Genomic DNA, 23,091 nt, shown 5'->3' with positions numbered 1-23,091 from the left:
TTCACCGGGATGCTTACGCGCTGACCTTCATCTTTTCGGCGGCAAGCGCGACGCGGTTCGAGATCGGCTGGGCGACCTCGCCGGCGAGCTTCAGCATCGTCTCGGCACGCGCCGAGCTCTCCGCGACCAGCGCGTCGAACGCGTTGCGGGCGTAATCGGCCTGCAGCTTCATCAGCTCGGTCGGCGACTTGACGCCGGCCATCTGCTTGGCGGCGGCGGTCGCTTCCTCGAACGCCTTCTTGGCATAAGCGAGGCCGTCATGGCTGAGCGACTCGAAGCCGCGCGCCGCGATGCGCGACGATTCGACCAGCGCCTCGACGTTGCCGCGACCGAAGTCCGCGGCCTCTTCCATGATCTTCTGTCCCTTTTCCATCGCGCCCTTGGCGCGGTCGCCCGCCTCGTTCATGAAACCCTGCGCCTTGGCGGTGGCGGTCTCTGCGGCGGTCTTCGCGGTATCGATCGTGTCCATGGTCACTTCCTTCACTGCGGGAGCCGGAGTCGCGACGGGCGCTGCGGCATCGGGTTGCGGGAGCGCGGGCGCTTCCGGCACGCGCGGAGCCGGCTTCACGCCGGTCGGTTTGGCTGACGCAGACACGGGTACGGCGTCGGCGAACGGAACGGCGGTCGTCGCGACCGACGGTTTCGCGGCCTTGCGGACGGGCTTGGAGGTCTTGTCCACCATCATCCTGCTCCAGTGTTTTGCTGCAGCGCACAATAATGGATGATCCGGGTATTATCAAGAGGTTTTGTGCACTGCACCAACGCTCAAGGCACCTTTTCCGTAGCGTCACCGCGCCCGGACATAGTTTCCTGGCGCGTCGCACAGCGCGGGCAGCGGTCCCTCGCCCGGGACGCGCGCGCCAATCGCGGCCACCATGTCGCCGCCCCGGTCGCGCAGCCATGTTTCCCAATCGGGCCACCAGCTGCCCCGCGTTTCGGTCGCGCCGGCGAGGAAGTCGGCGAGCGATTCGGGTGACGAACCGGGCGGGGCGTCGTTGGTCCAATATTGATACTTGCCCGCCGCCGGCGGATTGACGACGCCGGCGATATGGCCCGAACCGGCAAGCACGAAGCGTAGGGGCCCGGTGAACACACGCGTGATCTTCCACACGCTTTCGGGCGGGGCGATATGATCCTCCCGCCCCGCCTGGACATAGGCCGGCGTCGCGACCCGGGTCAGGTCGAGCGGCACGCCCGCGACGGACAGGGCGCCCGGCCGTACCAGCAGATTGTCGCGATACAGGTCCGTCAGGTACGAAAGATGCCATTTGGCTGGCAGGTTGGTGACGTCGCCGTTCCAGTGGAGCAGGTCGAACGGCATGTGATCCCTGCCCAGCAGATAGTTGCTGGTGACGTAATTCCAGATCAGGTCGCGCCCGCGCAGCAGATTGAAGGTCGCCGCCAGGTAGCGCCCGTCCAGGAACCCCTGCGGCGACAGGGCGCCGATCAGCGCCAGTTGCTCGTCGTCGACGAAATGGGTCAGGTCGCCCGCCGCGGCAAAATCGACCTGCGCGGTCAGGAAGGTGGCGGACGCGACCTTGTCCGCCGCGCCGCACGCCGCGAGCAACGCCAGCGTCGCCGCCAGCGTCGTCCCCGCGACGCAATAGCCGATCGTGTGGACCGACGGCACGTCGAGCAGGTCGCGCACTGTGTCGATCGCATCGATCTGCGCGCCGACGTAATCGTCCCAGATCACGTCCTTCATCGACGCGTCCGCCGACTTCCACGACACCATGAACACCGTGATGCCGCGCTCCACCGCCCAGCGGATGAAGCTCTTTTCCGGCGTCAGGTCGAGGATGTAAAAGCGGTTGATCCAGGGCGGAAAAATCACCAGCGGCGTCGCCAGCACCGACTCCGTCGTCGGCGCGTACTGGATCAGCTCGTAGAGCGGCGTGCGCTTCACCACTTTGCCCGGCGTCGTCGCCAGATCGCGCCCGATCTCGAAGGCGTCGGCCGGGCTGTGCGTCATCTGCCCCTTGCCGATGTCGGCGAGCATGTGCTGCAGCCCGTCGAGCAGGTTCTGCCCCTTGGTCTCGATCGTTCGCTGCACCACCTCGGGATTGGTGGCCGGAAAGTTCGACGGGCTCATCGCATCGACGAAGCCCTTGGCGGCAAAGCGCATCTGCTGCTTCTGCTTCTCGTCCAGTCCGTCCAGCTGGTCGACGCCGCGCAACATATGGTCGGCGATCAGATTGTAGCTGCGCCGGACCCAGTCGAAATAGGGATCGTCGCGCCAGGCCGGATCCTTGAACCGCTTGTCGCGCGCATCGCCCTCCGACGCGGGCGGCGGCGGCGGCGCGGCGGCGGGATCGAGGAACCGCTGCCACAGGCTGAGGCTGTCCGCCCAGAAATCGCGGGCCTGCGCGGCCGCCGGCGTGTCGGTGATGCCCGGAAGCCGAGCGGCGTCGAACCAGTCGAGCCCCTGCTCCATCATCATCTGCTGGGCACGTCCCATCACCCAGGTCCAGTGCTGGAGTTCGCTGAGATCGGGCGTCTTGGGGGATGTCGGGTTCGGGTCGGCCATGGCTTCCTCTCCGCGAACCGGCATAGCGGGTAAGCACAGACGGGGGAACCGCTTAACGCCCCCAACGCGGGATCGGAAATGGCTTTGCCCGCGCGCCGCGAACCGTCATAGCTCACGCGAAATCTCGGGGAGAGCAGGAATGATGCGGATCGACAGGCGCACGTACGTGGCGATGATGGCGGGCGCCGCCGCGTCGGCGATGATGCCGGCCGCGCTGCACGCGCAGGCCGGACGCGACGATGCCGCGCTGCTTGCATTCCTCGACGCGGCGTTCGATGCGCAGGTGGCGCTGAGCCCGGAGACGCAGACCGGGCTTGGCCTCAAGACGAACTACGACCGGCTCGACGATTATACGGACGCCGCCACGCGCCGCAGCCTCGCGCTGTCCCAAAGCCAGCTTGCCGAGATGAAGCGCCGGTTCAGCCCCGACCGGCTGGGGCCGCAGGCACGGCTGAGCTATCGTCTGTTCGAGGAACAGGTGGCGACCGACGCGCGCCAGGCGCAATATCGCGACTATGCCTTCCCGGTGTCGACCAACGGCAGCCCCGCGGGCGACATTCCCGTCTTCCTGATCAACCAGCACCGCGTCGACACCGTCGCCGACGCACGCGCCTATATCGCCCGGATCGTCGACAGCCGCCGCGTGATGCAGGAGGTCGCCGACCGCATGCGCGCCGCCGCGGCCAAGGGCATCGTCCCGCCCAAGATGGTCTTCGCCCCCGCGCGCGGCGATGCGAAGCAGGTGATCACGGGTGCGCCGTTCGACACCGGCGCGGACAGCACCCTGCTCGCCGACTTCAAGACGAAGGTCGGCAAGCTTTCTGCCCCAGCCGCGACCAAGGCGCAGCTGATCGCCGACGCGACCGCGGCGCTGAAAGGTCCGTTCCGCCAAGGGTTCGACATCCTGTTCGCCGCGCTCGACACGATCGAGCCCCTGTCGAAGGGCAATGACGGCGCGTGGAGCCTGCCGGCCGGCGACGCCTATTACCAGGCGCGCCTGGCCTATTACACGACGACCGACCTGACCGCGGACCAGATCCACCAGCTCGGGCTCGACCAGGTCGCCGCGATCCATGCGGAGATGCAGGGGGTGATGACGCGGATCGGCTATGCCGGCACGCTGCAGCAGCTGTTCGCCGCGCTGCGCACCGATCCGAAGTTCAAATATCCCAACACGCAGGCCGGCCGGCAGCAGTATCTGGCGGATGCCCGCGCCGCGATCGCCCAGACGATGGCGGCCGCGCCACGCTTCTTCCGCCGCCTGCCCAAGGCGGCGCTCGAAGTGCGGGCGGTCGAACCGTGGCGGCAGGAAACCGCATCGGTGGCCTTCTACAACCCGCCCGCGCCGGACGGATCGCGGCCGGGCATCTTCTACGTCAATCTCGCGGATATGAACCAGGTCCAGAAGCCGCAGGTGGAGGGCATTGCCCATCACGAGGGCGCACCGGGCCATCATTTCCAGATTGCGCGCGCGCAGGAACTCGGGACGCTGCCCAAGTTCCGCCGCTTCGGCTATTACGGCGCCTATACGGAGGGCTGGGGCCTCTATTCCGAACGGCTCGCCAAGGAGATGGGGGCCTATACCGACCCCTATGCCGAACTCGGCATGCTGTCGCTGCAGGTGTGGCGTGCCTGCCGCCTGGTCCTCGATACCGGCATGCATGCCAAGCGTTGGAGCCGCGACAAGGCCATCGCCTATTTCACCGACAACGCGCCGCTGTCGCAACGCGACGTGGTCAAGGAAGTCGACCGCTACATCAACAATCCGGGCCAGGCGACGAGCTACATGGTCGGCCAGCTCCGCATCGCGGGCCTGCGCCGGAAGGCGGAAGGCGCGCTCGGCGCAAAATTCCAGCTACCCGACTTCCACGAGGTGGTGCTCGCCAACGGCGCCTTGCCGCTGGGCGTGCTGGAGGAGCAGGTCGACGCCTGGGTGGCGGGAGTGCGGTAGGAGCCGACGCGCTCTCCTCTCACCCGGCCGGCGCTGTCGCACGCGGTTGGACGGGTGAGGGCGACATGCGCCGCAACATCTTTGCGTCCCTGCACCTCCGCACGAACACATTCCATCGCCGCGGGGTGGCCACTCCCCCTCGCGCGGCGTAGGTAGACGGCACCTGCAACCATATGGTGCCCCATGTCCGACGACTTCTACCGCATCAAACGCCTGCCGCCCTATATCATCGCCGAAGTCAACGCGATGCGGGCGGCGGCGCGCAGCGGAGGCGAGGACATCATCGATCTGGGCATGGGCAACCCCGATCTGCCGCCGCCACCGCACGTCATCGAAAAGCTGGTCGAGGTCGCGCAGAAGCCGTCGGCACACGGCTATTCGCAGTCGAAGGGGATCCCCGGCCTGCGCCGCGCCCAGGCCAATTATTACGGCCGCCGCTTCGGCGTCGATGTCGATCCCGAGACGGAGGTCGTCGTGACCATGGGGTCGAAGGAGGGGCTGGCCAGTCTCGCCACCGCGATCACCGCACCGGGCGACGTCATCCTCGCGCCCAACCCGTCCTATCCGATCCACACCTTTGGCTTCATCATCGCCGGCGCGACGATCCGCGCCGTGCCGACAACGCCCGACGAAGCCTATTTCGCCAGCCTGCAGCGCGCGATGGAATTCACCATCCCGCGCCCCAGCGTGCTCGTCGTCAACTATCCGTCCAATCCCACGGCGGAGACGGTCGACCTCGCCTTCTACGAGCGGCTGGTCGCCTGGGCGAAGGAGAACCAGGTCTGGATCATTTCCGACCTCGCCTATTCGGAACTCTATTACGACGGCAAGCCGACCGTCTCGATCCTGCAGGTGCCGGGCGCCAAGGACATCGCGATCGAGTTCACCAGCCTGTCGAAAACCTATTCGATGGCGGGGTGGCGGATCGGCTTCGCGGTCGGCAATCGCAAGCTGGTCGCGGCGATGACGCGGGTGAAGAGCTATCTCGACTATGGCGCCTTCACGCCGATCCAGGCGGCGGCCTGCGCCGCGCTCAACGGCCCGCAGGACATCGTCGAGGCGAACCGCCAACTCTATCACAAGCGCCGCGACGTGCTGGTCGAAAGCTTCGGCCGCGCCGGCTGGGACATCCCCGCGCCGCCTGCCTCGATGTTCGCCTGGGCACCGCTGCCGCCGGCCTTGCGCCACCTAGGCAGCCTTGAGTTCAGCAAACAATTGCTGACTCACGCCCATGTCGCGGTTGCGCCAGGAGTCGGCTACGGCGAGAACGGGGAAGGCTACGTGCGCATCGCGATGGTGGAAAACGAACAACGGCTGCGTCAGGCCGCGCGCAACGTGAAGCGCTACCTTTCCAGCATGGGCGTCAACACGCCGAGCCGGAACGCGGGTTGAGCGATCGTATCAGCGTGACGGGGGGGTTCGGCGAGGCCGGAGCCTTGAGTCGTGTTCCCGCTCACGCGCCAGCACCGTTGCGCGATCGCGGAGCGCGGCCGCGATGACGATCGAGCCGCTCTATTCGCTCGCCGGCGTGCTGGTCGGTCTGCTCGTCGGCCTGACCGGCGTCGGCGGAGGATCGCTGATGACGCCGATCCTGGTCCTCGCCTTCGGCTTCCACCCGGCGACGGCGGTCGGCACCGACCTGCTCTACGCCGCCGCGACCAAGACCGTCGGCACCACCGTCCACGGCTGGCGCGGTACGCTCGACTGGGGGATCGTGGGGCGCCTCGCGACGGGCAGCGTTCCCGCGACCATCGTCACGTTGCTGCTGCTCGGCCAGGCGAGCGAGCATTCGCCGGCGACGGAGCATCTGCTCGCCAGCCTGCTCGGCGTCGTGCTCGTCGCGTCCGCGGTGGCGACCCTGCTGCGGCACCGCATCGTCGCGGCGCTGACGCCGCGGCTGGGCGAAGCCCCTGGGCGCGAGCCGGTGTTCCTGACCGTCGGGCTGGGCGCCATCCTTGGCACGCTCGTCTCGCTGACCTCCGTGGGCGCAGGTGCGCTCGGCATGACGGCATTGCTCGTCCTCTACCCCCGGCGGCCGCTGAAGAGCCTCGTGGGCGCCGACATCGCGCATGCGGTGCCGCTGACCCTGCTCGCCGGCGCCGGCCACTGGCTGCTCGGCTCGGTCGACCTCGCGCTGCTCGGCTCGTTGCTGGTCGGCTCCGTTCCCGGGATCGTCGTCGGCAGCCTGCTCGCCGGCATGATGCGCGAGGGCGCGCTGCGGCCGATCCTCGCCGCAGTGCTGGCGATCGTCGGCGTCAAGCTCTTGATGTAGCGGCTTACTTGCCCAGTTCCTCGGGTCGGGCCCAGATCATCTCGCCCTTCCCCAACACGCGCCCGTCATGCGCCCGCACCGCCATGGGCGCGATCGGCCGTCGATCGCGCGCGTCGACCAGCACGGGAAAGGCGGGCTGGCAGGTTTCCCACCGCTCGCCCCACTGCCGCAGCGCGACCATGGTCGGCATCAACGCGAAGCCCTTTTCGGTCAGCGAATAGCGCACCTTGCGCCGGTCATCGGCCATCGCCTCGCGCTTCAGGATGCCGTGCTCGACCAGTCGCCCCAGGCGGTTCGCGAGGATGTTGCGCGCGATCCCCAGCTCGGACTGGAACTCCTCGAAATGATGGAGGCCGTTGAATGCCGCGCGCAGGATGAGGAACGCCCATCGCTCCCCCATCGCCTCCAAGGCAGCGGGCAGGCTGCATTCCTTCAGGGTCTCGCGCAGTTGTTCCATCGTCACCTCGTGGCCGCGGCTAGCCGGCCAAGCTAGCGCAAATACGCCGAAGCGGCAAAAACGATCACGCTCATCGGCAACAAGCCATTGCCAAAGCGTGGCGCCCCGCCCCATGTTGATGCTGTGCTGCGGCAATATGAACTGGTCGACCGGGTGCTCGAATATGACCCCGATGCGGATGAGGCGCTGCTCAACCGCGCCTACGTCTTCTCGATGCATGCCCATGGCAGCCAGAAGCGGGCGAGCGGCGACCCGTATTTCAGCCATCCGATCGAGGTGGCGGGCATCCTCACCGACCTGAGACTCGACGACGAGACGATCGCGACCGCCATCCTGCACGACACCGTCGAGGATACGGTAGCGACGTCGGAGGAGATCGAGCGCGTCTTCGGCACCAACGTCGCGCGTCTGGTGGACGGCGTCACCAAGCTGTCGAAGATCGAGGCGCAGACCGAGAACGAGCGGGCGGCGGAGAATCTGCGCAAGTTCCTGCTCGCCATGTCCGACGACATCCGCGTGCTGCTGGTCAAGCTTGCCGACCGCCTCCACAACATGCGCACGCTCCATCACATTCCGAAGCCCGAGAAGCGGCGGCGGATCGCGAAGGAGACGATGGACATCTATGCCCCCCTCGCCGAGCGGGTGGGCATGTACGAGTTCATGAAGGAGATGCAGACGCTCGCCTTCGAACAGCTCGAGCCGGAGGCCTATCAGTCGATCAGCAAGCGGCTGGACCAGCTCAAGGCCGGCGGCGGCGACCGGATCGCGAAGATCGGTTCGGGCCTCAAGCTGCTGCTTGCCCGCGCCGGCGTCGAGGCGGAGGTGACGGGCCGGGAAAAGCACCCCTATTCGATCTGGCGCAAGATGAGCGAGCGCCACATCAGCTTCGAGCAGCTTTCCGACATCATGGCGTTCCGCGCGATCGTCCCGACGGTCGAGGATTGCTACCGCGCATTGGGCATCATCCACCGGCGCTGGCCGATGGTGCCGGGGCGGTTCAAGGATTATATCTCGACGCCCAAGCGCAACGGGTACCGTTCGCTCCATACCAGCGTCATCCATGCCGACAATGCGCGCATCGAGATCCAGATCCGCACGCCCGAGATGCACGCCGAGGCCGAGTTCGGCCTGGCGGCGCACTGGGCCTATAAGGAAAAGCAGGTCCGCGCCGATAGCCAGCACAGCTGGATCGCGGATCTGGTCGAGATCCTCGATACCGCGGGCAGTCCCGAGGAGCTGCTCGAACATACCCGCATGGCGATGTACCAGGATCGCATCTTCGCCTTCACGCCCAAAGGCGAGCTGATCCAGCTGCCGAAGGGCGCGACGCCGATCGACTTCGCCTATGCCGTCCACACCGACCTGGGCGACCAGGCGGTCGGCGCGAAGATCAACGGCCGCGTCGTGCCACTGTCGACCGTCATCGAGAACGGCGACCAGGTGCAGGTGCTCCGGTCCAAGGGACAGGTGCCGCAGCCCGGCTGGCTCAATTTCGCCATCACCGGCAAGGCCTCCGCCGCGATCCGCCGCCACCTGCGCCATACCGAACGGGCCGAGCAGATCGCGCTGGGACGCACGCTCTACGACGACATCGTCCGCCGCCTGCCCGCGACACTCGCTCCTGGTGCGCTCGACCATGCGGTGCAGCGGCTGAAACTGCAGGACGAGCCAGCGCTGATGATGGCGATCGCGCGCCGCCACGTCTCCGACGTGCAGGTGATGGAGGCGCTGATGCCAGGTTCCGCGGGCACCGACGCCGCGCGGCTGGCGCCGCAGTCCACCGCCATCTCCATCAAGGGACTGACGCCGGGCGTCGCCTTCGACCTGGCCGAATGCTGCCACCCTGTGCCCGGCGACCGGATCGTCGGCTTGCGCCGGCCGGACGCGGGGATCGAGGTGCATGCGATCGACTGCCCGGTGCTCGCCGAGCTCGCCGAACGCGGCGCGGACGAGACGGACTGGGTCGACGTCGACTGGGGCGACAAGTCCGACGGCGCGGTCGCGCGGATCAGCGTGCAGGTGAAGAACGAGCCGGGCGCGCTCGGCATCGTCTCGACGATCATCGGGGCGCACAAGGCGAACATCATCGCGCTGCGCCTCGATACGCGCGATACCGTGTTCCACACCAACGTCATCGACGTCGAGGTGCACGACCTCCACCAGTTGATGCGCGTGATCGCCGCGCTGCGCGCGGCGGAGGCGGTGAACGCGGTCGAGCGGGTCTAGCGGGCGATCCGGGGCCGCCGGCTCAGGTGCGCCGCCGGCCCATGATCCCGACGACGATACCCGTCACCGCCGCGCCGATCAGCATGTCGGCAAGATAGTGCGTGCCCTCGACGGGCGTCGACAGCAGCATGGCGACATTGAGCGCGAGCAGCGGCCAGCGCAGGCGCGGGATCGGCCAGGCGGCACGGATGTAGAGCAGCGCGGCCGCGGTATGGAAGCTGGGAGCGGACACCAGGCCGCGCAGGTGCGCGAGGTCGATCACCCGCACCTCGTGGTCGCGCAGCGCGGGGATCAGGCCCTGCTGCCATTGCTCGCTTTCGGGCATATAGGGGATCGGCCCGTGCCACAGATAGGAAAACGGCCCCACCGCGGGCATGAAGGCATAGAGCGCGAGCGTCGCGGCCGCGGTCATGCCGAAGACGGCGAGAAAGCGCCGCGCGGCCGTTCGGTCCCCCGTCCAGGCGGCATGACCGAGCAGGATCGCCGGCGACAGATAGATGCTCCGATAGGCCGCCAGTCCCCATGTCTGTAGCCAGGGATGCGCCGCGACGGTCCGGTACCAGGCGAGCCAGTCGAACCCGAGCGCATGATCGATCCGCTGCAGGCCCGAATCGTGGAAACCGCGGGTCAATCCGGCGATCGGGTAGCTCGTCACCGCGCCGGCGAGCGCGATCAGCGTGAACAACGCATAATATTCCGCGCCGTCGGCGAGGGCTCGTCCCAGCCGACCGGGCATGCGGCCGGCGTAGACCCTCGTGAGCAAGGCCGCCGCGCCGCAGACCAGATACGGCAGGTTGCCGCCACTCGCGGGTTCGATCGCCAATCCCGCCATCCGCATGAGCAGGCCGGTCGCGAACAGCCCCAGCGCGACCCCCAGCCAGAGCGGTCGGGTCGAGCCATCGGCCGCGTGCGCCCGCGCGCGCGCATCGCCGTGCGCGCTGGCATCCGGGGTGATCAGTCCGGGGTCGGCGGCGAGAAAGGAGGAATGGGACGGGAGCATGGTCACGGGAATGTCACAAAACGCCTGACTTCGCGATGGGACCTTGCGGCGGGATGAACGAACCTGCCGGGCGGTGGACGGATGCGGTGGACGGCCTCGCCGGCGACGGAGCGCGATGGCGCGAGCATGACGCGTCGCTGGCGGAGGGCCGGTGGGGACGCGCAAGCCTCCCCGGGACCATACCGGTCGAACCGGGGCATGACGCCGACGTTTCGACCCGCTACAAGGCGCGGCATCATGCACCGCCCCGCCCTTTCCGTCGTCATCCCCTGCTTCAACGAAGCGGCATGCCTGGAGCTGCTGCACGCGCGCGTCTCGGCCGCGGCGCGCACGGCAGTGGGCGACAATTACGAGATCGTCCTGATCAACGACGGGTCCCGCGACGATAGCTGGCCCGTCATGCAGCGCCTGTCCGCGGCCGATCCGCGGCTGGTGGCGATCAATCTGTCGCGCAACCACGGGCACCAGCTGGCGCTGACCGCCGGGCTCGACCTGTGCAGCGGCGCGCAGATCCTGATCATCGACGCCGATCTGCAGGACCCGCCGGAACTGCTCGCCGACATGCGCCGGACGATGGCCGAGGAGCAGGCCGACGTCGTCTATGCCGTGCGCCGCAAGCGCGAAGGCGAGACGATCTTCAAGAAGGCCACCGCCGCCGCCTTCTATCGCGTTCTCGACCGCGTCACCGATACGCCCATCCCGCTGGACACCGGCGATTTCCGCCTGATGAGCCGGCGTGCCCTCGACGCCCTGCTGTCGCTGCCCGAACAGGCGCGCTTCATCCGCGGCATGGTGGCGTGGGTCGGTTTCCGCCAAGTGCCCTTTCCCTATGATCGGGCGGAGCGGCATGCCGGCGAGACCAACTATCCCCTCGGCAAGATGGTGCGGCTCGCGTTCGACGCGGTCACCGGCTTCTCGACCGCGCCGCTGCGCTTCGCCAGCCATGCGTCGGTGATCCTGGCGGGCGCGTCGCTGCTGCTGCTCTTCTACATCCTGTGGGGCTTCTTCGAAGGCTCGCCGGTACAGGGCTGGACCTCGACCATGCTCGTCGTCACCGTCCTCTCCGCGGTGCAGATGTTCGTGCTCGGCATGATCGGCGAATATCTCGGCCGGCTCTACATCGAGTCCAAGCGGCGGCCGCTCTACCTCGTCGCCGACATCGCCGGGCCGGTGAAGGGCCATTCGAGCCTCGGCTTCAACGCTGCCGAACCCTCCCCGGAATTCGATATGCCGGAGACGCAGCGCGCGGCGGAATAGCCGCCGCGCGCGCAAGAGATCAGCGGGGCTCCGCCAGCGTCACGATCGACACGCCCGGGGTCAGCGGCACACGGCCGACCGCATGGCGCTCCAGGCGGAAGATCGCCTCGAACACGGTGTTGAGCGGCTTGGCGGGCGGTGAATCGTCGCTGTCGTCGCGCCCCGTCAGCCGGCCTGCGATGCGTGCCGCCGCGGCGAGCGGGAAGAGCAGCGAATTGAAATAGGTGAGCTTGCGCGGCGCAAGGCCGGCCGCATCGATCGCCCTGACCAGGGTTGCCTTGGAATAGCGGCGATGGTGATGGTTCACCACGTCGTGCGCGCTCCACATCCACTGGTGCGCAGGCACGGCGACGAGGATCTTGCCGCCCGGCCTGAGGAGCGACTTCATCGCGGCGAGCGCGGCGACATCGTCCTCGATATGCTCGACGACGTCGAGCACCGCGACCAGGTCGTAGGCGCCGCGGTCCACGCCGGGCAGCGCGGGCAACGGCGCGTCGCCGACTGGCTTGCCGAGCCGCTCGCTGGCGATCGCGCGCGCGGCGGGGTCGATCTCGATCGCGTCGACCGCGCCGAAGCGCGCGAGCATCGGCAGATTGTGCCCGGTGCCGCAGCCAATCTCCAGGATGCGGGCATCCTTAGGCAGACCGCCATAGCGCGACAGATAATCGCTGAGGATGTCGCGGCGGGCGCGATACCACCAATGGGTGGAATCATGCGCGGCCATGCGGTCGTAGACGATGCGATCCATTATGCGAAAACCAGATATCGGTTGAGGACGAAGGTGACCATCGTCGCGAGGAGAATGGCGGGGACCAGCGGCACCCAGGGCGCGAGGCCGAAGCCGGCGGTGCCGATCCAGGTGACGGCCGCGTTAAGCGCCATGCCGCTTGCCTGCACGCCGACGAACTTGAGCTGCTGCGTCATGCCCGGCGAGCGCGTGCCGTGGCCCTTGAAGCTCCAGCGGCTGTGCAGGAAGAAGCCGCAGGTCACCGCGACGAGGAAACTGGGCGGGACCGCGTAGACCGCATGCTCGCGCGGCAGCACCCATGCGGTCAGCGGCAGGTAGACCGCCGAATAGATGATCGTCGAGATGCCGCCCGCGATGCCGAAGCGCACGATCTGCGCCAGCAGCCCGCTGCGCCGCATCTCTTCCAGTCTCGCGAACGCTTCCCTCGCCATGGGACGCGCCCTAAAGGACATGGACCGGGAACGGAACGGCAATTCGAAGGGCCTCATCGCTTGAACACTCCCCCGCGCGGCCGGCTGGACGCCGAGCTGGACCGCAACTGGATCGCGTTGACGCTGGTCGCGTGGCTCGCCGTGACCGCCTGGTACGTCTGGCACGACTGGAACATGGTGCGCTGGCTGTCGCTGGGCGACACCGACGACAACATGCGCCTGATGCAGGTCCGCGCCTGGCTGAACGGCCAGGGCTGGTACGACCTGCGCCAGTATCGGCTGAACCCGCCGCAGGGCTTCGACATCCACTGGAGCCGCATCGTCGACCTGCCGATCGCGGGGCTGATCCTTTTCTTCCGCCTGTTCACCAGCAACGCCTGGGCGGAACGGCTGGCGTGCGGGATCGCGCCGCTGATCCCGCTGTCGATCACTATGCTGGGCCTGGGCGCGACGGTACGCCGCCTGGTCCATCCGCTCAGCTGGCCGCTCGCCATCGTCTTCCTGCTGATGACATCGGCGACGATGCTGATGTTCCTGCCGGAACGCATCGACCATCATGGCTGGCAGCTGGCGATGCTGAGCCTGACGGTCGCGGGGCTCTGCGACCGGCGGCCCGCGCGCGGCGGCATCATGGTCGGGCTCGCCAGCGCGGTCAGCCTGTCGATCGGTCTGGAGATGCTGCCCTATTGCGCGATGGCGGGCGCGATCCTGGCGCTCGCCTGGGTATGGGACCGGCGCGAGGCGGCGCGGCTGATACCTTATGCGCTCAGCCTCGGCGGCGGCAGCGCGATCGGCTATGCGGCCTTCGCCTCCTACGCCAATGCCGCGATGCGCTGCGACGCGCTGACCCCGGTATGGCTGTCGGTGATGGTCGTCGCGGGCGCGCTGCTGTTCGCGATGGCCCGCCTGAACCCGGAAAGCCGCAACATCCGCCTCGGCCTGGCGATACTGGCCGGCGGGGTGATCGCCGCGGGCTTCGTCCATTTCTTCCCGCAATGCCTCGGCCGGCCCGAGGGCGTATCACCAGAACTGCAGAAGAACTGGCTCGACAACGTCCGCGAGGCCAAGCCGATCTACAAGCATCCGCTGCGGCTGGGCGTGCCGATCGCCGCGCTGCCGGTGATCGGCGTCATCGGCGTGATCGTCGGCGCGTGGCGCGCGCGGCGCAGCCCGATGCTGGTCGGCTGGGTCGCGGTCGCGCTGTTCGTCACCTTCGCGGGGCTGATGCTGCTCTGGCAGGTCCGCGCGGGCCCGGCGGCGCAGCTGATGGCGGTACCGGGGGCGACGCTGCTCGGCTGGATCGTGCTGCCGCGGCTGCTCAACCACCGCAGCATGGCGGTGCGCGTCGCCGGCAGCGCGCTCGCCTTCCTCGTCATCTCCGGCGTCGCGGCGCCGCTGATCTTCAAGCCGTTCGACATGAAGCTGTTCGGCAAGAAGGTCGCCTATACGCCACCCGACCGGCCGAACGCCTATCAGCGGCGGGTCAACGGCGCGACGGGCAATTGCATCCGCTATACCGTACTCAGGCCGCTCGACCATTATCCCGCGCAGACGATCTTCACCTTCGTCGACCTCGGGCCGCGACTGATCACGCTGACGCACCATAGCGCCATCGCAGGCCCCTATCATCGCAACGGCGATGCGATCCTCGACGTGCAGCATGCGTTCGGCGGCACCGAGGCCCAGGCGCATGCGATCATGCGGCGGCACGGCGCGACGCTGCTGCTGCTCTGCCCGAACATGGCGGAATCGACCAATTACCGCGTTCGCAACCCGGGCGGCTTCTACGACCATATGGCGCAAGGATGGGTGCCGGACTGGCTGACGCCGCTGCCGCTGCCCAAGGGTTCGCCACTGCGCCTGTTCGCGATCGATGCGCCCAGGCAGGCGGTGCCGGCGCGCGGGGCCTGACGGCGGCGTCCCGACGCGGCATGATGGCGCACGTGCGGATGCCGCCCCGCGGGCGAGGCCTTCGTGGCGACGCCCCTCCCCTGGCCCCACGGCCGAGGGGAGCGGCTTGACGGGGCTGGCTTATCCCAGGCTCTTCGACGCCTGTTCGAACAGGTCCTTCGACAGGCCCGGCGTCGCGACGATACGCTCCAGCTCCGCACGCATCCGGCCCGCGCGCTCGGCGTCGAAGCGCCGCCAGCGGCCGAGCGGTGGCAGCAGCTTCGCCGCGGTCTGCGGATTGAGCTTGTCGAGCGCGATCAGCTGGTCGGCGAGGAAGCGATAGCCCGCACCGTCGGGCGTGTTGAATGCCCGCTGGTTGACGCCGAAAGCCCCGAGCAGCGCACGCGCGCGATTGGGGTTTGCGAGCGTGAAATCAGGATGGCGCGCCAGTGCCGCGACCTGTTCGCCCGTATCGTCGCGTGGCGACAGCGCCTGCGTCTGGAACCACTTGTCGATGACCAGCGGGTTGTCGGCATAACGGTTGTAGAAGATGTCGAGCGCCGCCTCGCGCGCATCGGAGCGGCTGGCGGCGAGCACGGTCAGCGCGCCCTGCCGGTCGGTCATGTTGTCGGCCGATTCGAACTGGCGGAAGGCGAGCGTGTCCGCGTCCGCGGCGCCGCCCGCCGCGATATAGCCGAGCGCGACGTTGGCGAGGCGGCGGCGCCCCTTCGCGTCGGGCGTATAGACATAGGGCCCGTCCGGCGCCTGCGCATAGGCGAGGCGCCACCGCTCGGCGAGGCGTCGGCCGAGGTCGCGGCGCAGCGCCTCGCGGGCGCGGAAGACCGCCTCCGGGTCGACGATGGCCAGCTGGTCGCCGATGAAGCTTTCCGACGGAAGCAGTACAGCCTCGGCGACGAAGGCGGGATCGAGGTCGGGATTGTCGAGCGTGTTCGCCACCGCCCGCACCACCGCCTCGTGATCCGCGCGCGCACCTTCGACCGCGCCCGCGACCAGCGTGTCGAGCATCAGCTGCTGCATCGCCTCGTAGCGGGCGAAGGGGTCGTCGTCGTGCGCGGAAAGGAAGGCGAGCTCGGCCGGGCTGCGGTCGCTCTCGATCACGACGGGGGCGGAGAAGCCGCGGTTGATCGACAGCACGGGCCGCTCGCCGATTCCCTCGAACACGATCGTCTCCGCCGGATCCCTGAGGAGCACGAGCTGCTCGTCGCCGAGCGGGCGGCCGGTCTCGCCGCCGAACAGGCGCAGGCGGAGCGGCAGCAGCATCGGCGCCTTGTCGGGCTGGCCGGGCGTCGCGGGAACCTGTTGCGCGAGGCGCAGCGTGGCGCGGCCGCTGCCGGGCGCATGCGACAGGCTGGCGGACACGCGCGGCGTACCGGCCTGGCTGTACCAGAGGCGGAATTGCGACAGGTCGATGTCCCCCGCCTCCTCCATGCACAGGACGAAATCCTCGCACGTCGCGGCGGTGCCGTCGAAGCGCTGGAAATAGAGGTCGGTCGCGGCGCGGAACTTCACCGGGCCGAGGATGGTCGCCATCATCCGGATCAGCTCGGCGCCCTTGTTGTAGATGGTGGCCGTGTAGAAGTTGCTGATTTCCAGATAGCTTTCGGGCCGTACCGGATGCGCGAGTGGCCCCGAATCTTCCGGAAATTGCGCCGCGCGCAGGCCGCGCACGTCCTCGATACGCTTGACCGCCGCCGATCCTTGGTCCGCCGAGAACCCCTGGTCGCGATAGACGGTGAAGCCTTCCTTCAGGCTGAGCTGGAACCAGTCGCGGCAGGTGATCCGGTTGCCCGACCAGTTGTGGAAATATTCGTGCGCGACCACTGCCGCGATCGCGTCGTAATCATAGTCGGTCGCGGTGTCGGGATCGGCGAGGATATAGCGGCTGTTGAAGATGTTCAGCCCCTTGTTCTCCATCGCGCCGAAGTTGAAGTCGTCGACCGCGACGATGTTGAACACGTCGAGATCGTATTCGCGGCCATAGACGCGCTCGTCCCACGCCATCGACGTCTTGAGCGCGTGGAGCGCATGCTCCGTCTTCGCGATATCGGCGGCGCGAACCCAGATGCCCAGCCGCACCTCCCGCCCCGATCGCGTGGTGAAGGTGCCGGCGTTCACGGCCAGGTCGCCCGCCACCAGGGCGAACAGATAGGACGGCTTGGGGAAGGGGTCGTTCCATTCCGCCCAGTGCCGGCCGTCGCCGCAATCCCCTTCCGCGACGGGATCGCCGTTGGCGAGCAGCACGGGATAGCGCGCCTTGTCGGCGGTCATGCGCACGCTGTAGCGGCTGAGCACGTCGGGGCGATCGGGGAAATAGGTGATGCGGCGAAAGCCCTCCGCCTCGCATTGCGTGCACAAAATGCCGCCGGAGGCATATAGCCCCATCAGCTGCGTGTTGCTTTCGGGGGCGATCTCCACCTCCGTCTCGACGACATGCGCATCGCCGGCGAGCGGGACGACGAGCTCCTCGCCCTCGATCCGCCAGTCGTTGACCGCGCGGCCGTCGACGGCGACGGAGACGAGGCTCTGGCCCGCCCCGTCGAGCCGCAGCGGCCGGTCGTGCGCGCCGTTGCGCGTCACCGACAGTCGCGCCCGCACGCGGGTCGCGGCGGGATCGAGCGCGAAATCCAGGTGCGTCTCCGGCACCAGCCAGTCGGGACGACGATAGTCGCCGCGGCGGATCACGGCGGGCTGGGCGGGCGCGGTCTGGACGTCGAGCATGCGGTACGTATACGCGGCGGGCGCGGGAGTTCCATCATGTTCCCCGTCGCTTCGCACCGACGCGGCAATCGGCCGGGCTTGCGCGCCCGCCATGCTGTGCTACCCGAACGGCACACTTAAGGCCCGTGATAGGGCTTCCGGGGAGACTCTGCCGATGGTCCGTACCTTGAGCGCGCTCGCGCTGCTCGCGCTTTCCACGTCCGCATTGGCCCAGACCAATGCGCCGCCGGCCGCCGCCGCCCCGTCCGCACCGACCCCGATGCTCGACACGGCGGCGATCAACGCGCCCCTGCCCGCGGACCAGGCCGCAATGAAGGCGCATGTGCTGTTCCTCGCTTCAGACGCGATGAAGGGACGCGAGGCGGGCAGCCCCGAATTCGACATCGCCGCCCAATATGTCGCCGCGCAATTCTACGCCGCGGGCCTGCGCCCCGCGGGGGACAAGGGCGGCTATCTCCAGACCGTGCCGCTCGTCACCTACAAGGCCGCCGCCAAGGGCGACATGGTGTGGACCGCCCGGCGCGGCAGCCCGCAGCCGCTCGTCTTCGGCGAGGATTTCGTGCCGAGCGCCAATCCGGCGGCGGCAACGACCAACGTCTCCGCGCCCGTCGTCTTCGTCGGCCGCGGTATCGTCGCGCCGCAATATGCGATCGACGATTACAAGGGCGTGGACGTACGCGGCAAGATCGTCGCGATCTTCGCCGGCGCGCCCGAAACGTTCGGCGGAGAGGAGCGCGCCTATTTCGGCAGCCCCGCGACCAAGGCCTGGATCGCGGCGCAGCATGGGGCGATCGGCATCGTCACGCTCGACGCGCCGCGTGCCGGCCCACGGGCGCGGCCCTTCTCCGCGCTGGCGCAATATTATGATTCGCCCCGTATGACCTGGGCCAACCCGGACGGCACCGGCACCAGCCCCGCGCCGACCGCGCCGTATCTCGGCACGATCAGCCAGGCGGGGGCGGAAAAGCTGTTCGCCGGCGCGAAAACGCCCTGGGCGACGATCGCGGCGCAGGCCGCCGGCGACAATCCGACCTACCGCCCGGTCGCGCTCGACGGCACGCTGACGGCGAGCACGCGCACCGCCTTCACCCCCGGCGCGAGCAGCAACGTCATCGGCGTGATCCCCGGCGCCGATCCGGTTCTGGGCAAGGAGGTGGTGATCCTGTCCGCGCACCTCGACCATATCGGCGTCAGTCCGGAGCGGCCCGGACAGCCGGCGGGGGCGGACCGGATCAACAACGGCGCCCTCGACAATGCGATCGGCATCGCCAGCCTGATCGAGGAAGCGAAAAAATTCACCGCAAGCGGCACGCCGCCGAAGCGCACCGTGATGTTCCTCGCGGTGACCGGCGAGGAGAAGGGCCTGGTCGGCTCCGACTTCTTCGCCAACCATCCGACCGTGCCGCTGAAGGACATCGTCGCGGACGTGAACCTCGACATGCCGGTCCTGCTCTACAAGTTCGAGGACATGATCGTGTTCGGTGCCGACCGCTCGACGCTTGGGCCGATCGTGAAGGCGGCGGTCAACGCGCAGGGGGTCGACCTGTCGCCCGACCCAATGCCCGAACAGGGATTCTTCGTCCGCTCCGACCACTTCAACTTCGTCAAGAAGGGCATCCCGAGCGTCTTCCTGTGGCCCGGCATGAAGGGCGAGGGACGCGCGAAGTTCGAGGATTTCCTGTCGCACCGCTATCACCGGCCGGGCGACGACCTGACGCAGCCGATCCTGTGGGACCAGGGCGTGCGCTTCGTCGCGACCAATTACGCGATCGCGCGCCAGATCACGGACGCGCCGGCGCGGCCGATGTGGAACAAGGGCGACTATTTCGGCACCACCTACAAGGGCGTGATGGTCAAGTGACGTGCTGCTGATCTTCGGCTTCGGCTATACCGCCGCGCGCCTCGCGGCGGCGTGGCAGGCGGAGCGGGGGCCGGGGTCCGTCGTCGGTACGACGCGGGACGGGCGCGAGGGCAGCCTGCGCTTCGACGACGAGGCGGCCGTGCGGGCGGCGCTCGCGCGGGCAAGCCACGTCCTTTCCTCCGTCCCGCCGGACGGCGGGGTCGATCCGGTGCTGGCGCGCTACGGCGATGCGCTGGGCGCGCGATGGCTCGGCTATCTTTCTTCGACCGGCGTCTATGGCGATGCGCGCGGCGCCTGGGTGGACGAGGGCGCGCCGACCGGCGGCGGTCGCCGCGGCGCCCGTGCGGTGGCCGACGCGGCATGGCTGGCGCTGGGCGCGCGCGTCTTCCGGCTGCCCGGCATCTACGGCCCGGGTCGCTCGCCGCTCGACCGAGTGCGTGACGGCCGCGCGCACCGCGTCGGTTTGCCCGATCAGGTGTTCAGCCGGGTGCATGTCGACGACATCGTCGCCGGCGTTCTCGCGGCGCGAAGCGCGCCGGCAGGGGCGTACAACCTCGCCGACGACCTGCCCTGCGCGCAGGACGATGTCGTCGGCTACGCCGCCGCGCTGCTCGGCCTGCCGCCGCCGCCACTGGTGTCGCTGGACAGCCTCTCGCCGATGGCGCGGGGCTTCTACGCCGAGAATCGGCGCGTCGCGAACGGCAAGGCCCGGCGCGTGCTCGGCTGGGCGCCGGCCTATCCCGACTACCGGTTCGGCCTGCGCGCCCTCAAGGCGATGACCAGTCCCGCCGCGGTCAGCGCGGCGCCACCCGCCGCGAGCGCGGACCATCGATAACCCTCGAAGACTGTCGACAGCAGCATCGCGATGACGGGCACGATGACGCTGGAATAGGCGGCCTTCGCCGGGCCGATGACGCGCAGCACGGTGTAATAGAGCGGGAAGGACAGCGTCGAGCCAAATAGGCCAAGGTAGAGGATACCCGCCCAATAGGTCGGCCGCATCTCCACCACCGGCGGCCCCGTCAGCCACCAGGCGAGCAGGCCGTCGATGGCGGCGCCGATCAGCATCGCATAGGCGAGCGCGACGAGCATCGGGTAGCGGCGCGCGGTCGGCGTCGCCTGCAGCACGTTGGCGCTCGACGCGGCCAGGATCGCGCAGGCGGTGAGTGCGAGGCCGATCAGCGTATCCGCGCGCCCCGCCGCCCCCGCCCGCGCCTCGTGCACGAAGAGCAGGGCGATGCCGGCGACCGCCACCGCCGATCCCGCGATCAGCTGCCGCCCCATTCGCTGCCCCAGCACGAGGCGCGCGAGCAGGGCGTTGGGCACCAGCAGCAGTGCGAAGGCGACTGCGACGAGGCCGGACGTGATGTGGTGCTCCGCCCGGTAGACGAAGTTGAAGTTGAGGCAGAACTGGCACAGGCCGATCGCCGCCGCGAACAGCCAGCCGCGCGCGTCGAGCGCGAAACGCTCGCCCCGGACCATGGCATAGAGCGTCATTGCCGTACCCGCGACGAGGAAGCGGTAGGTGACCGACCAGCTCGGCGGCACGACCGCAAGCTGGTCGCGGATCACCAGCCAGGTCGATCCCCAGATCAGCGTGACGATCGCGAACGGGATCAGGATCGCGGCGCGCGTCGACTGCGGGGGCGGTCCCGCCGTCATAGCGCGGCGATCGCCTCGGCGAGTTGCGCCACCTGGCCGGCATCGCTGTCCCAGGCGGTGACCAGGCGGATTTCGCCCGGCGCCCAGTCGTAGAAGTCGAAACCCCGCGCGCGCAGCGCCGCCGCCTCGGTTGGCGTGACGCGCAGGAACACCTCGTTGGCCTCGACCGGATACACCAGCCGGTCGCCCGCCGCCGCGGCGAGGGCGGAGGCATGGCCGTTGGCGGCGCGGCCGTTGGCGGTCCACAGATCGTCCTCGAGCATCGCCAGCACCTGCGCGGCGAGGTAGCGCCCCTTCGAGAACAGGAGGCCGGCGCGCTTGCGGCGATAGCGGGTCACCGTGGCGAGATCCGGGCGGAAGAAAACGAGCACTTCCGCGCTCATCGCGCCGTTCTTGACGAAGCCGAACGACAGCGCATCGACGCCTGCGCGCCACGTCACGTCCGCGGGCGCGCATCCGAGCGTCGCCATCGCATTGGCGAAGCGCGCGCCGTCCATGTGCAGGCCGAGGCCGCGCGCCCGGGCCAGATCGCCGATCGCCGCCACATCGTCCGGCGTGTAGACGCGGCCATATTCGGTCGCGTTGGTGATCGAGATCGCATGCGGCTGGACGCGATGGACGTCGTTCGGGATGGCGTCGATCACCGACAGGATCGCGTCCGGCGTCAGTTTCGCGCCCGGCCCGTCCGCCAGGAACAGCTTGGCGCCGTGCGTATAGAATTCGGGCGCGCCACCCTCGTCGTTCTGGATGTGCGCATCGCGGTGGCAGACGATGCCACCGTGCGGCGGACACAGCGCCGCGAGCGCGAGGCAGTTCGCGGCGGTGCCGGTCGGCACCCAGAGTGCGGCCACCTCCGTTTCGAAGAGGGCAGAGAAGCGGGCATCCAGCGCGTGCGACCGCGCGTCGCCGTCATAGGCGGTGTCGAGCGTATCGGCGGCGGCGAGCGCGGCCATCACCTTTGGATGGACGGGCGCGGCATTGTCGGAAAAGAAGCGCATGGCCAGCGCCTTGCGACCCGCCGAGGCCCCGGTCAACGACGGAAACGCACACGGCGGCGACCGTCCGCCCGCTTTGCCTCGCGGAGAGGCGTGCGCCGGCGCGGCACCGCGTCCGAGGACGTGGATCGGCCCCTAGAAGCGCAGCCCGACACGCCCGACCAGCGCGTCGCCGGCATGGCCACCGGACACGCGCGCGGCGTCGCGCGACACGTCGGTGCCGACGTAGTCGAGGCCGATCGACAGGCGTCCGCGCACGTAGCTGCCGCCGACCGACCAGTCGGTATAGCCGCCGCCGGGCCGCAGCCGCGCCGCGGCGAAGGGGTCGTCGGTCGATCCGCTGGTCCGCCCGAGCTGGGCGTGGACGGTGACGGGCGTGGTCGGCACGCCGCCCTCCGCGCGGGCGAAGAGATAGAGATTGTCGCCGCCGATCGCCGACTGGCTGGGCGCATAACGGCCGCCGCCAGTCAGCGTCAGCGGGCCGATCAGATAGGTCAGGTCGGCCCCGCCCTCGACGAAATCCTGCCGCCCGCGCGCGCCCGCGAACAGATGCGCGGCGCCGACGCCGATGAGATCGAAGCCGCCGCCCAGCGACAGGGTATAACCGAGATCGAGGTCGGCGACCGCATCCGCGCCGCCGAAGCGCGCGCTGTTTCGCGCCGCGGTGATGCGCGCCCCGGCGTCGAGGCTACCAACGGCGCCGCGCACCGCGACGGACGGCGCCACCGCGCCGTCGCTCCAGCTGAGCCCGCGGCGGCGATCGTCGCTGGCGATGCCGAGGTCGATGCCGACGCTGCTGGTGCTCGTCTGCGCGACGGCGGGCGCTGCGGCAGGAAGGGCGGCGAGCAGCGAAAGCAGCGCGATGGCAAGGGGATGACGCATGGGCCCGCCGCCCTGTCGCACCGCAGCCTGAGGGTCAAGCATGGACGAGGGCACGATTTTTCCGCGCAACACCCGTGGCAATCCATTTGCCGTGTTCCAGCGCACGCAGGAACCCAGAGCTACGAAGGACGGCGCGCGCGGCTCTGGGCTCCTGCGTGCGCAGGATGCAGCCGTCGCGGCGAATCCTCGCCAG

18 protein-coding genes are annotated in these 23,091 nt (G+C 68.9%); 8 read left to right on the top strand and 10 right to left on the bottom strand.

What is annotated here, in order from left to right; all coding sequences use genetic code 11:
- Positions 1-13: 13 nt before the first annotated feature.
- On the bottom strand, positions 14-682 hold the full coding sequence (locus tag RF701_RS12765; RefSeq protein WP_308815171.1) for a phasin family protein: 669 nt from the start codon (positions 680-682) through the stop codon (positions 14-16).
- A 105-nt stretch (positions 683-787) separates the two neighbouring features.
- Positions 788-2,527 (bottom strand): alpha/beta fold hydrolase, encoded by a 1,740-nt coding sequence (locus RF701_RS12760; RefSeq protein ID WP_308815170.1) that lies wholly within the window; start codon positions 2,525-2,527, stop codon positions 788-790.
- A gap of 139 nt (positions 2,528-2,666) precedes the next feature.
- On the opposite strand from RF701_RS12760, the gene RF701_RS12755 reads away from it, so the two are divergent.
- From RF701_RS12755 to RF701_RS12745, 3 genes are all read left to right on the top strand, one after another.
- A complete protein-coding gene (locus tag RF701_RS12755) occupies positions 2,667-4,478 on the top strand; it encodes a DUF885 family protein (protein WP_374758624.1) in 1,812 nt (603 codons plus the stop codon).
- A gap of 183 nt (positions 4,479-4,661) precedes the next feature.
- On the top strand, positions 4,662-5,870 hold the full coding sequence (locus RF701_RS12750) for an LL-diaminopimelate aminotransferase (RefSeq protein ID WP_308815169.1): 1,209 nt from the start codon (positions 4,662-4,664) through the stop codon (positions 5,868-5,870).
- A gap of 103 nt (positions 5,871-5,973) precedes the next feature.
- A complete protein-coding gene (locus tag RF701_RS12745) occupies positions 5,974-6,750 on the top strand; it encodes a sulfite exporter TauE/SafE family protein (RefSeq protein ID WP_308815168.1) in 777 nt (258 codons plus the stop codon).
- Positions 6,751-6,754: 4 nt separating this feature from the next.
- On the opposite strand, the gene RF701_RS12740 is transcribed toward RF701_RS12745, so the two are convergent.
- On the bottom strand, positions 6,755-7,207 hold the full coding sequence (locus RF701_RS12740; RefSeq protein ID WP_203308792.1) for a helix-turn-helix domain-containing protein: 453 nt from the start codon (positions 7,205-7,207) through the stop codon (positions 6,755-6,757).
- Between the two features lie 123 nt (positions 7,208-7,330).
- On the opposite strand from RF701_RS12740, the gene RF701_RS12735 reads away from it, so the two are divergent.
- Complete coding sequence (locus tag RF701_RS12735) at positions 7,331-9,433, top strand: bifunctional (p)ppGpp synthetase/guanosine-3',5'-bis(diphosphate) 3'-pyrophosphohydrolase (RefSeq protein WP_308815167.1); 2,103 nt, start codon at positions 7,331-7,333, stop codon at positions 9,431-9,433.
- A 22-nt stretch (positions 9,434-9,455) separates the two neighbouring features.
- Here RF701_RS12735 and RF701_RS12730 read toward each other — a convergent pair whose 3' ends face one another.
- Positions 9,456-10,433, bottom strand: a complete 978-nt coding sequence (locus tag RF701_RS12730; RefSeq protein ID WP_308815667.1) for a phosphatase PAP2 family protein — start codon at positions 10,431-10,433, stop codon at positions 9,456-9,458.
- 237 nt (positions 10,434-10,670) lie between these two features.
- On the opposite strand from RF701_RS12730, the gene RF701_RS12725 reads away from it, so the two are divergent.
- Complete coding sequence (locus RF701_RS12725; protein ID WP_203308794.1) at positions 10,671-11,690, top strand: glycosyltransferase family 2 protein; 1,020 nt, start codon at positions 10,671-10,673, stop codon at positions 11,688-11,690.
- Between the two features lie 19 nt (positions 11,691-11,709).
- Here RF701_RS12725 and RF701_RS12720 read toward each other — a convergent pair whose 3' ends face one another.
- Positions 11,710-12,438, bottom strand: coding sequence for a class I SAM-dependent methyltransferase (locus tag RF701_RS12720; RefSeq protein ID WP_308815166.1), 729 nt, complete (start codon positions 12,436-12,438; stop codon positions 11,710-11,712).
- A complete protein-coding gene (locus RF701_RS12715; protein WP_203308796.1) occupies positions 12,438-12,869 on the bottom strand; it encodes a GtrA family protein in 432 nt (143 codons plus the stop codon). The genes RF701_RS12720 and RF701_RS12715 overlap by 1 nt, the downstream gene beginning before the upstream one ends.
- 60 nt (positions 12,870-12,929) lie before the next feature.
- Here RF701_RS12715 and RF701_RS12710 point away from each other — a divergent pair, with 60 nt between their 5' ends.
- Positions 12,930-14,780: an AcrB/AcrD/AcrF family protein gene (locus tag RF701_RS12710; RefSeq protein WP_308815165.1), complete on the top strand. Its 1,851-nt coding sequence runs from the start codon at positions 12,930-12,932 to the stop codon at positions 14,778-14,780.
- A gap of 120 nt (positions 14,781-14,900) precedes the next feature.
- On the opposite strand, the gene pepN is transcribed toward RF701_RS12710, so the two are convergent.
- The gene (pepN, locus tag RF701_RS12705; protein ID WP_308815164.1) at positions 14,901-17,498 is read right to left on the bottom strand and encodes an aminopeptidase N; all 2,598 of its coding nucleotides are present in this window, start codon (positions 17,496-17,498) and stop codon (positions 14,901-14,903) included.
- Positions 17,499-17,652: 154 nt separating this feature from the next.
- On the opposite strand from pepN, the gene RF701_RS12700 reads away from it, so the two are divergent.
- Both RF701_RS12700 and RF701_RS12695 read left to right on the top strand, forming a co-directional pair.
- Complete coding sequence (locus tag RF701_RS12700; RefSeq protein WP_308815163.1) at positions 17,653-19,359, top strand: M28 family metallopeptidase; 1,707 nt, start codon at positions 17,653-17,655, stop codon at positions 19,357-19,359.
- 1 nt (position 19,360) lies between these two features.
- Complete coding sequence (locus RF701_RS12695) at positions 19,361-20,194, top strand: NAD(P)-dependent oxidoreductase (RefSeq protein WP_308815162.1); 834 nt, start codon at positions 19,361-19,363, stop codon at positions 20,192-20,194.
- Here RF701_RS12695 and RF701_RS12690 read toward each other — a convergent pair.
- The 3 genes from RF701_RS12690 to RF701_RS12680 all read right to left on the bottom strand — a co-directional run bounded on the left by RF701_RS12690 (position 20,104) and on the right by RF701_RS12680 (position 22,898).
- Entirely contained in the window at positions 20,104-21,021 is a 918-nt protein-coding gene (locus RF701_RS12690) for an EamA family transporter (RefSeq protein ID WP_308815161.1), read from the bottom strand. The genes RF701_RS12695 and RF701_RS12690 overlap by 91 nt on opposite strands.
- Positions 21,018-22,019, bottom strand: a complete 1,002-nt coding sequence (locus RF701_RS12685; protein ID WP_308815160.1) for a beta-eliminating lyase-related protein — start codon at positions 22,017-22,019, stop codon at positions 21,018-21,020. The genes RF701_RS12690 and RF701_RS12685 overlap by 4 nt, the downstream gene beginning before the upstream one ends.
- 132 nt (positions 22,020-22,151) lie before the next feature.
- The gene (locus RF701_RS12680; RefSeq protein ID WP_308815159.1) at positions 22,152-22,898 is read right to left on the bottom strand and encodes a TorF family putative porin; all 747 of its coding nucleotides are present in this window, start codon (positions 22,896-22,898) and stop codon (positions 22,152-22,154) included.
- Positions 22,899-23,091 lie beyond the last annotated feature (193 nt).

It is taken from the genome of Sphingomonas sp. GV3, from assembly GCF_031082075.1.
In the GTDB taxonomy this organism is placed as follows: domain Bacteria; phylum Pseudomonadota; class Alphaproteobacteria; order Sphingomonadales; family Sphingomonadaceae; genus Sphingomonas; species Sphingomonas beigongshangi.
Note: the sequence above shows the minus strand (reverse complement) of the source record. Positions and strands in the feature narration are given on the sequence as shown.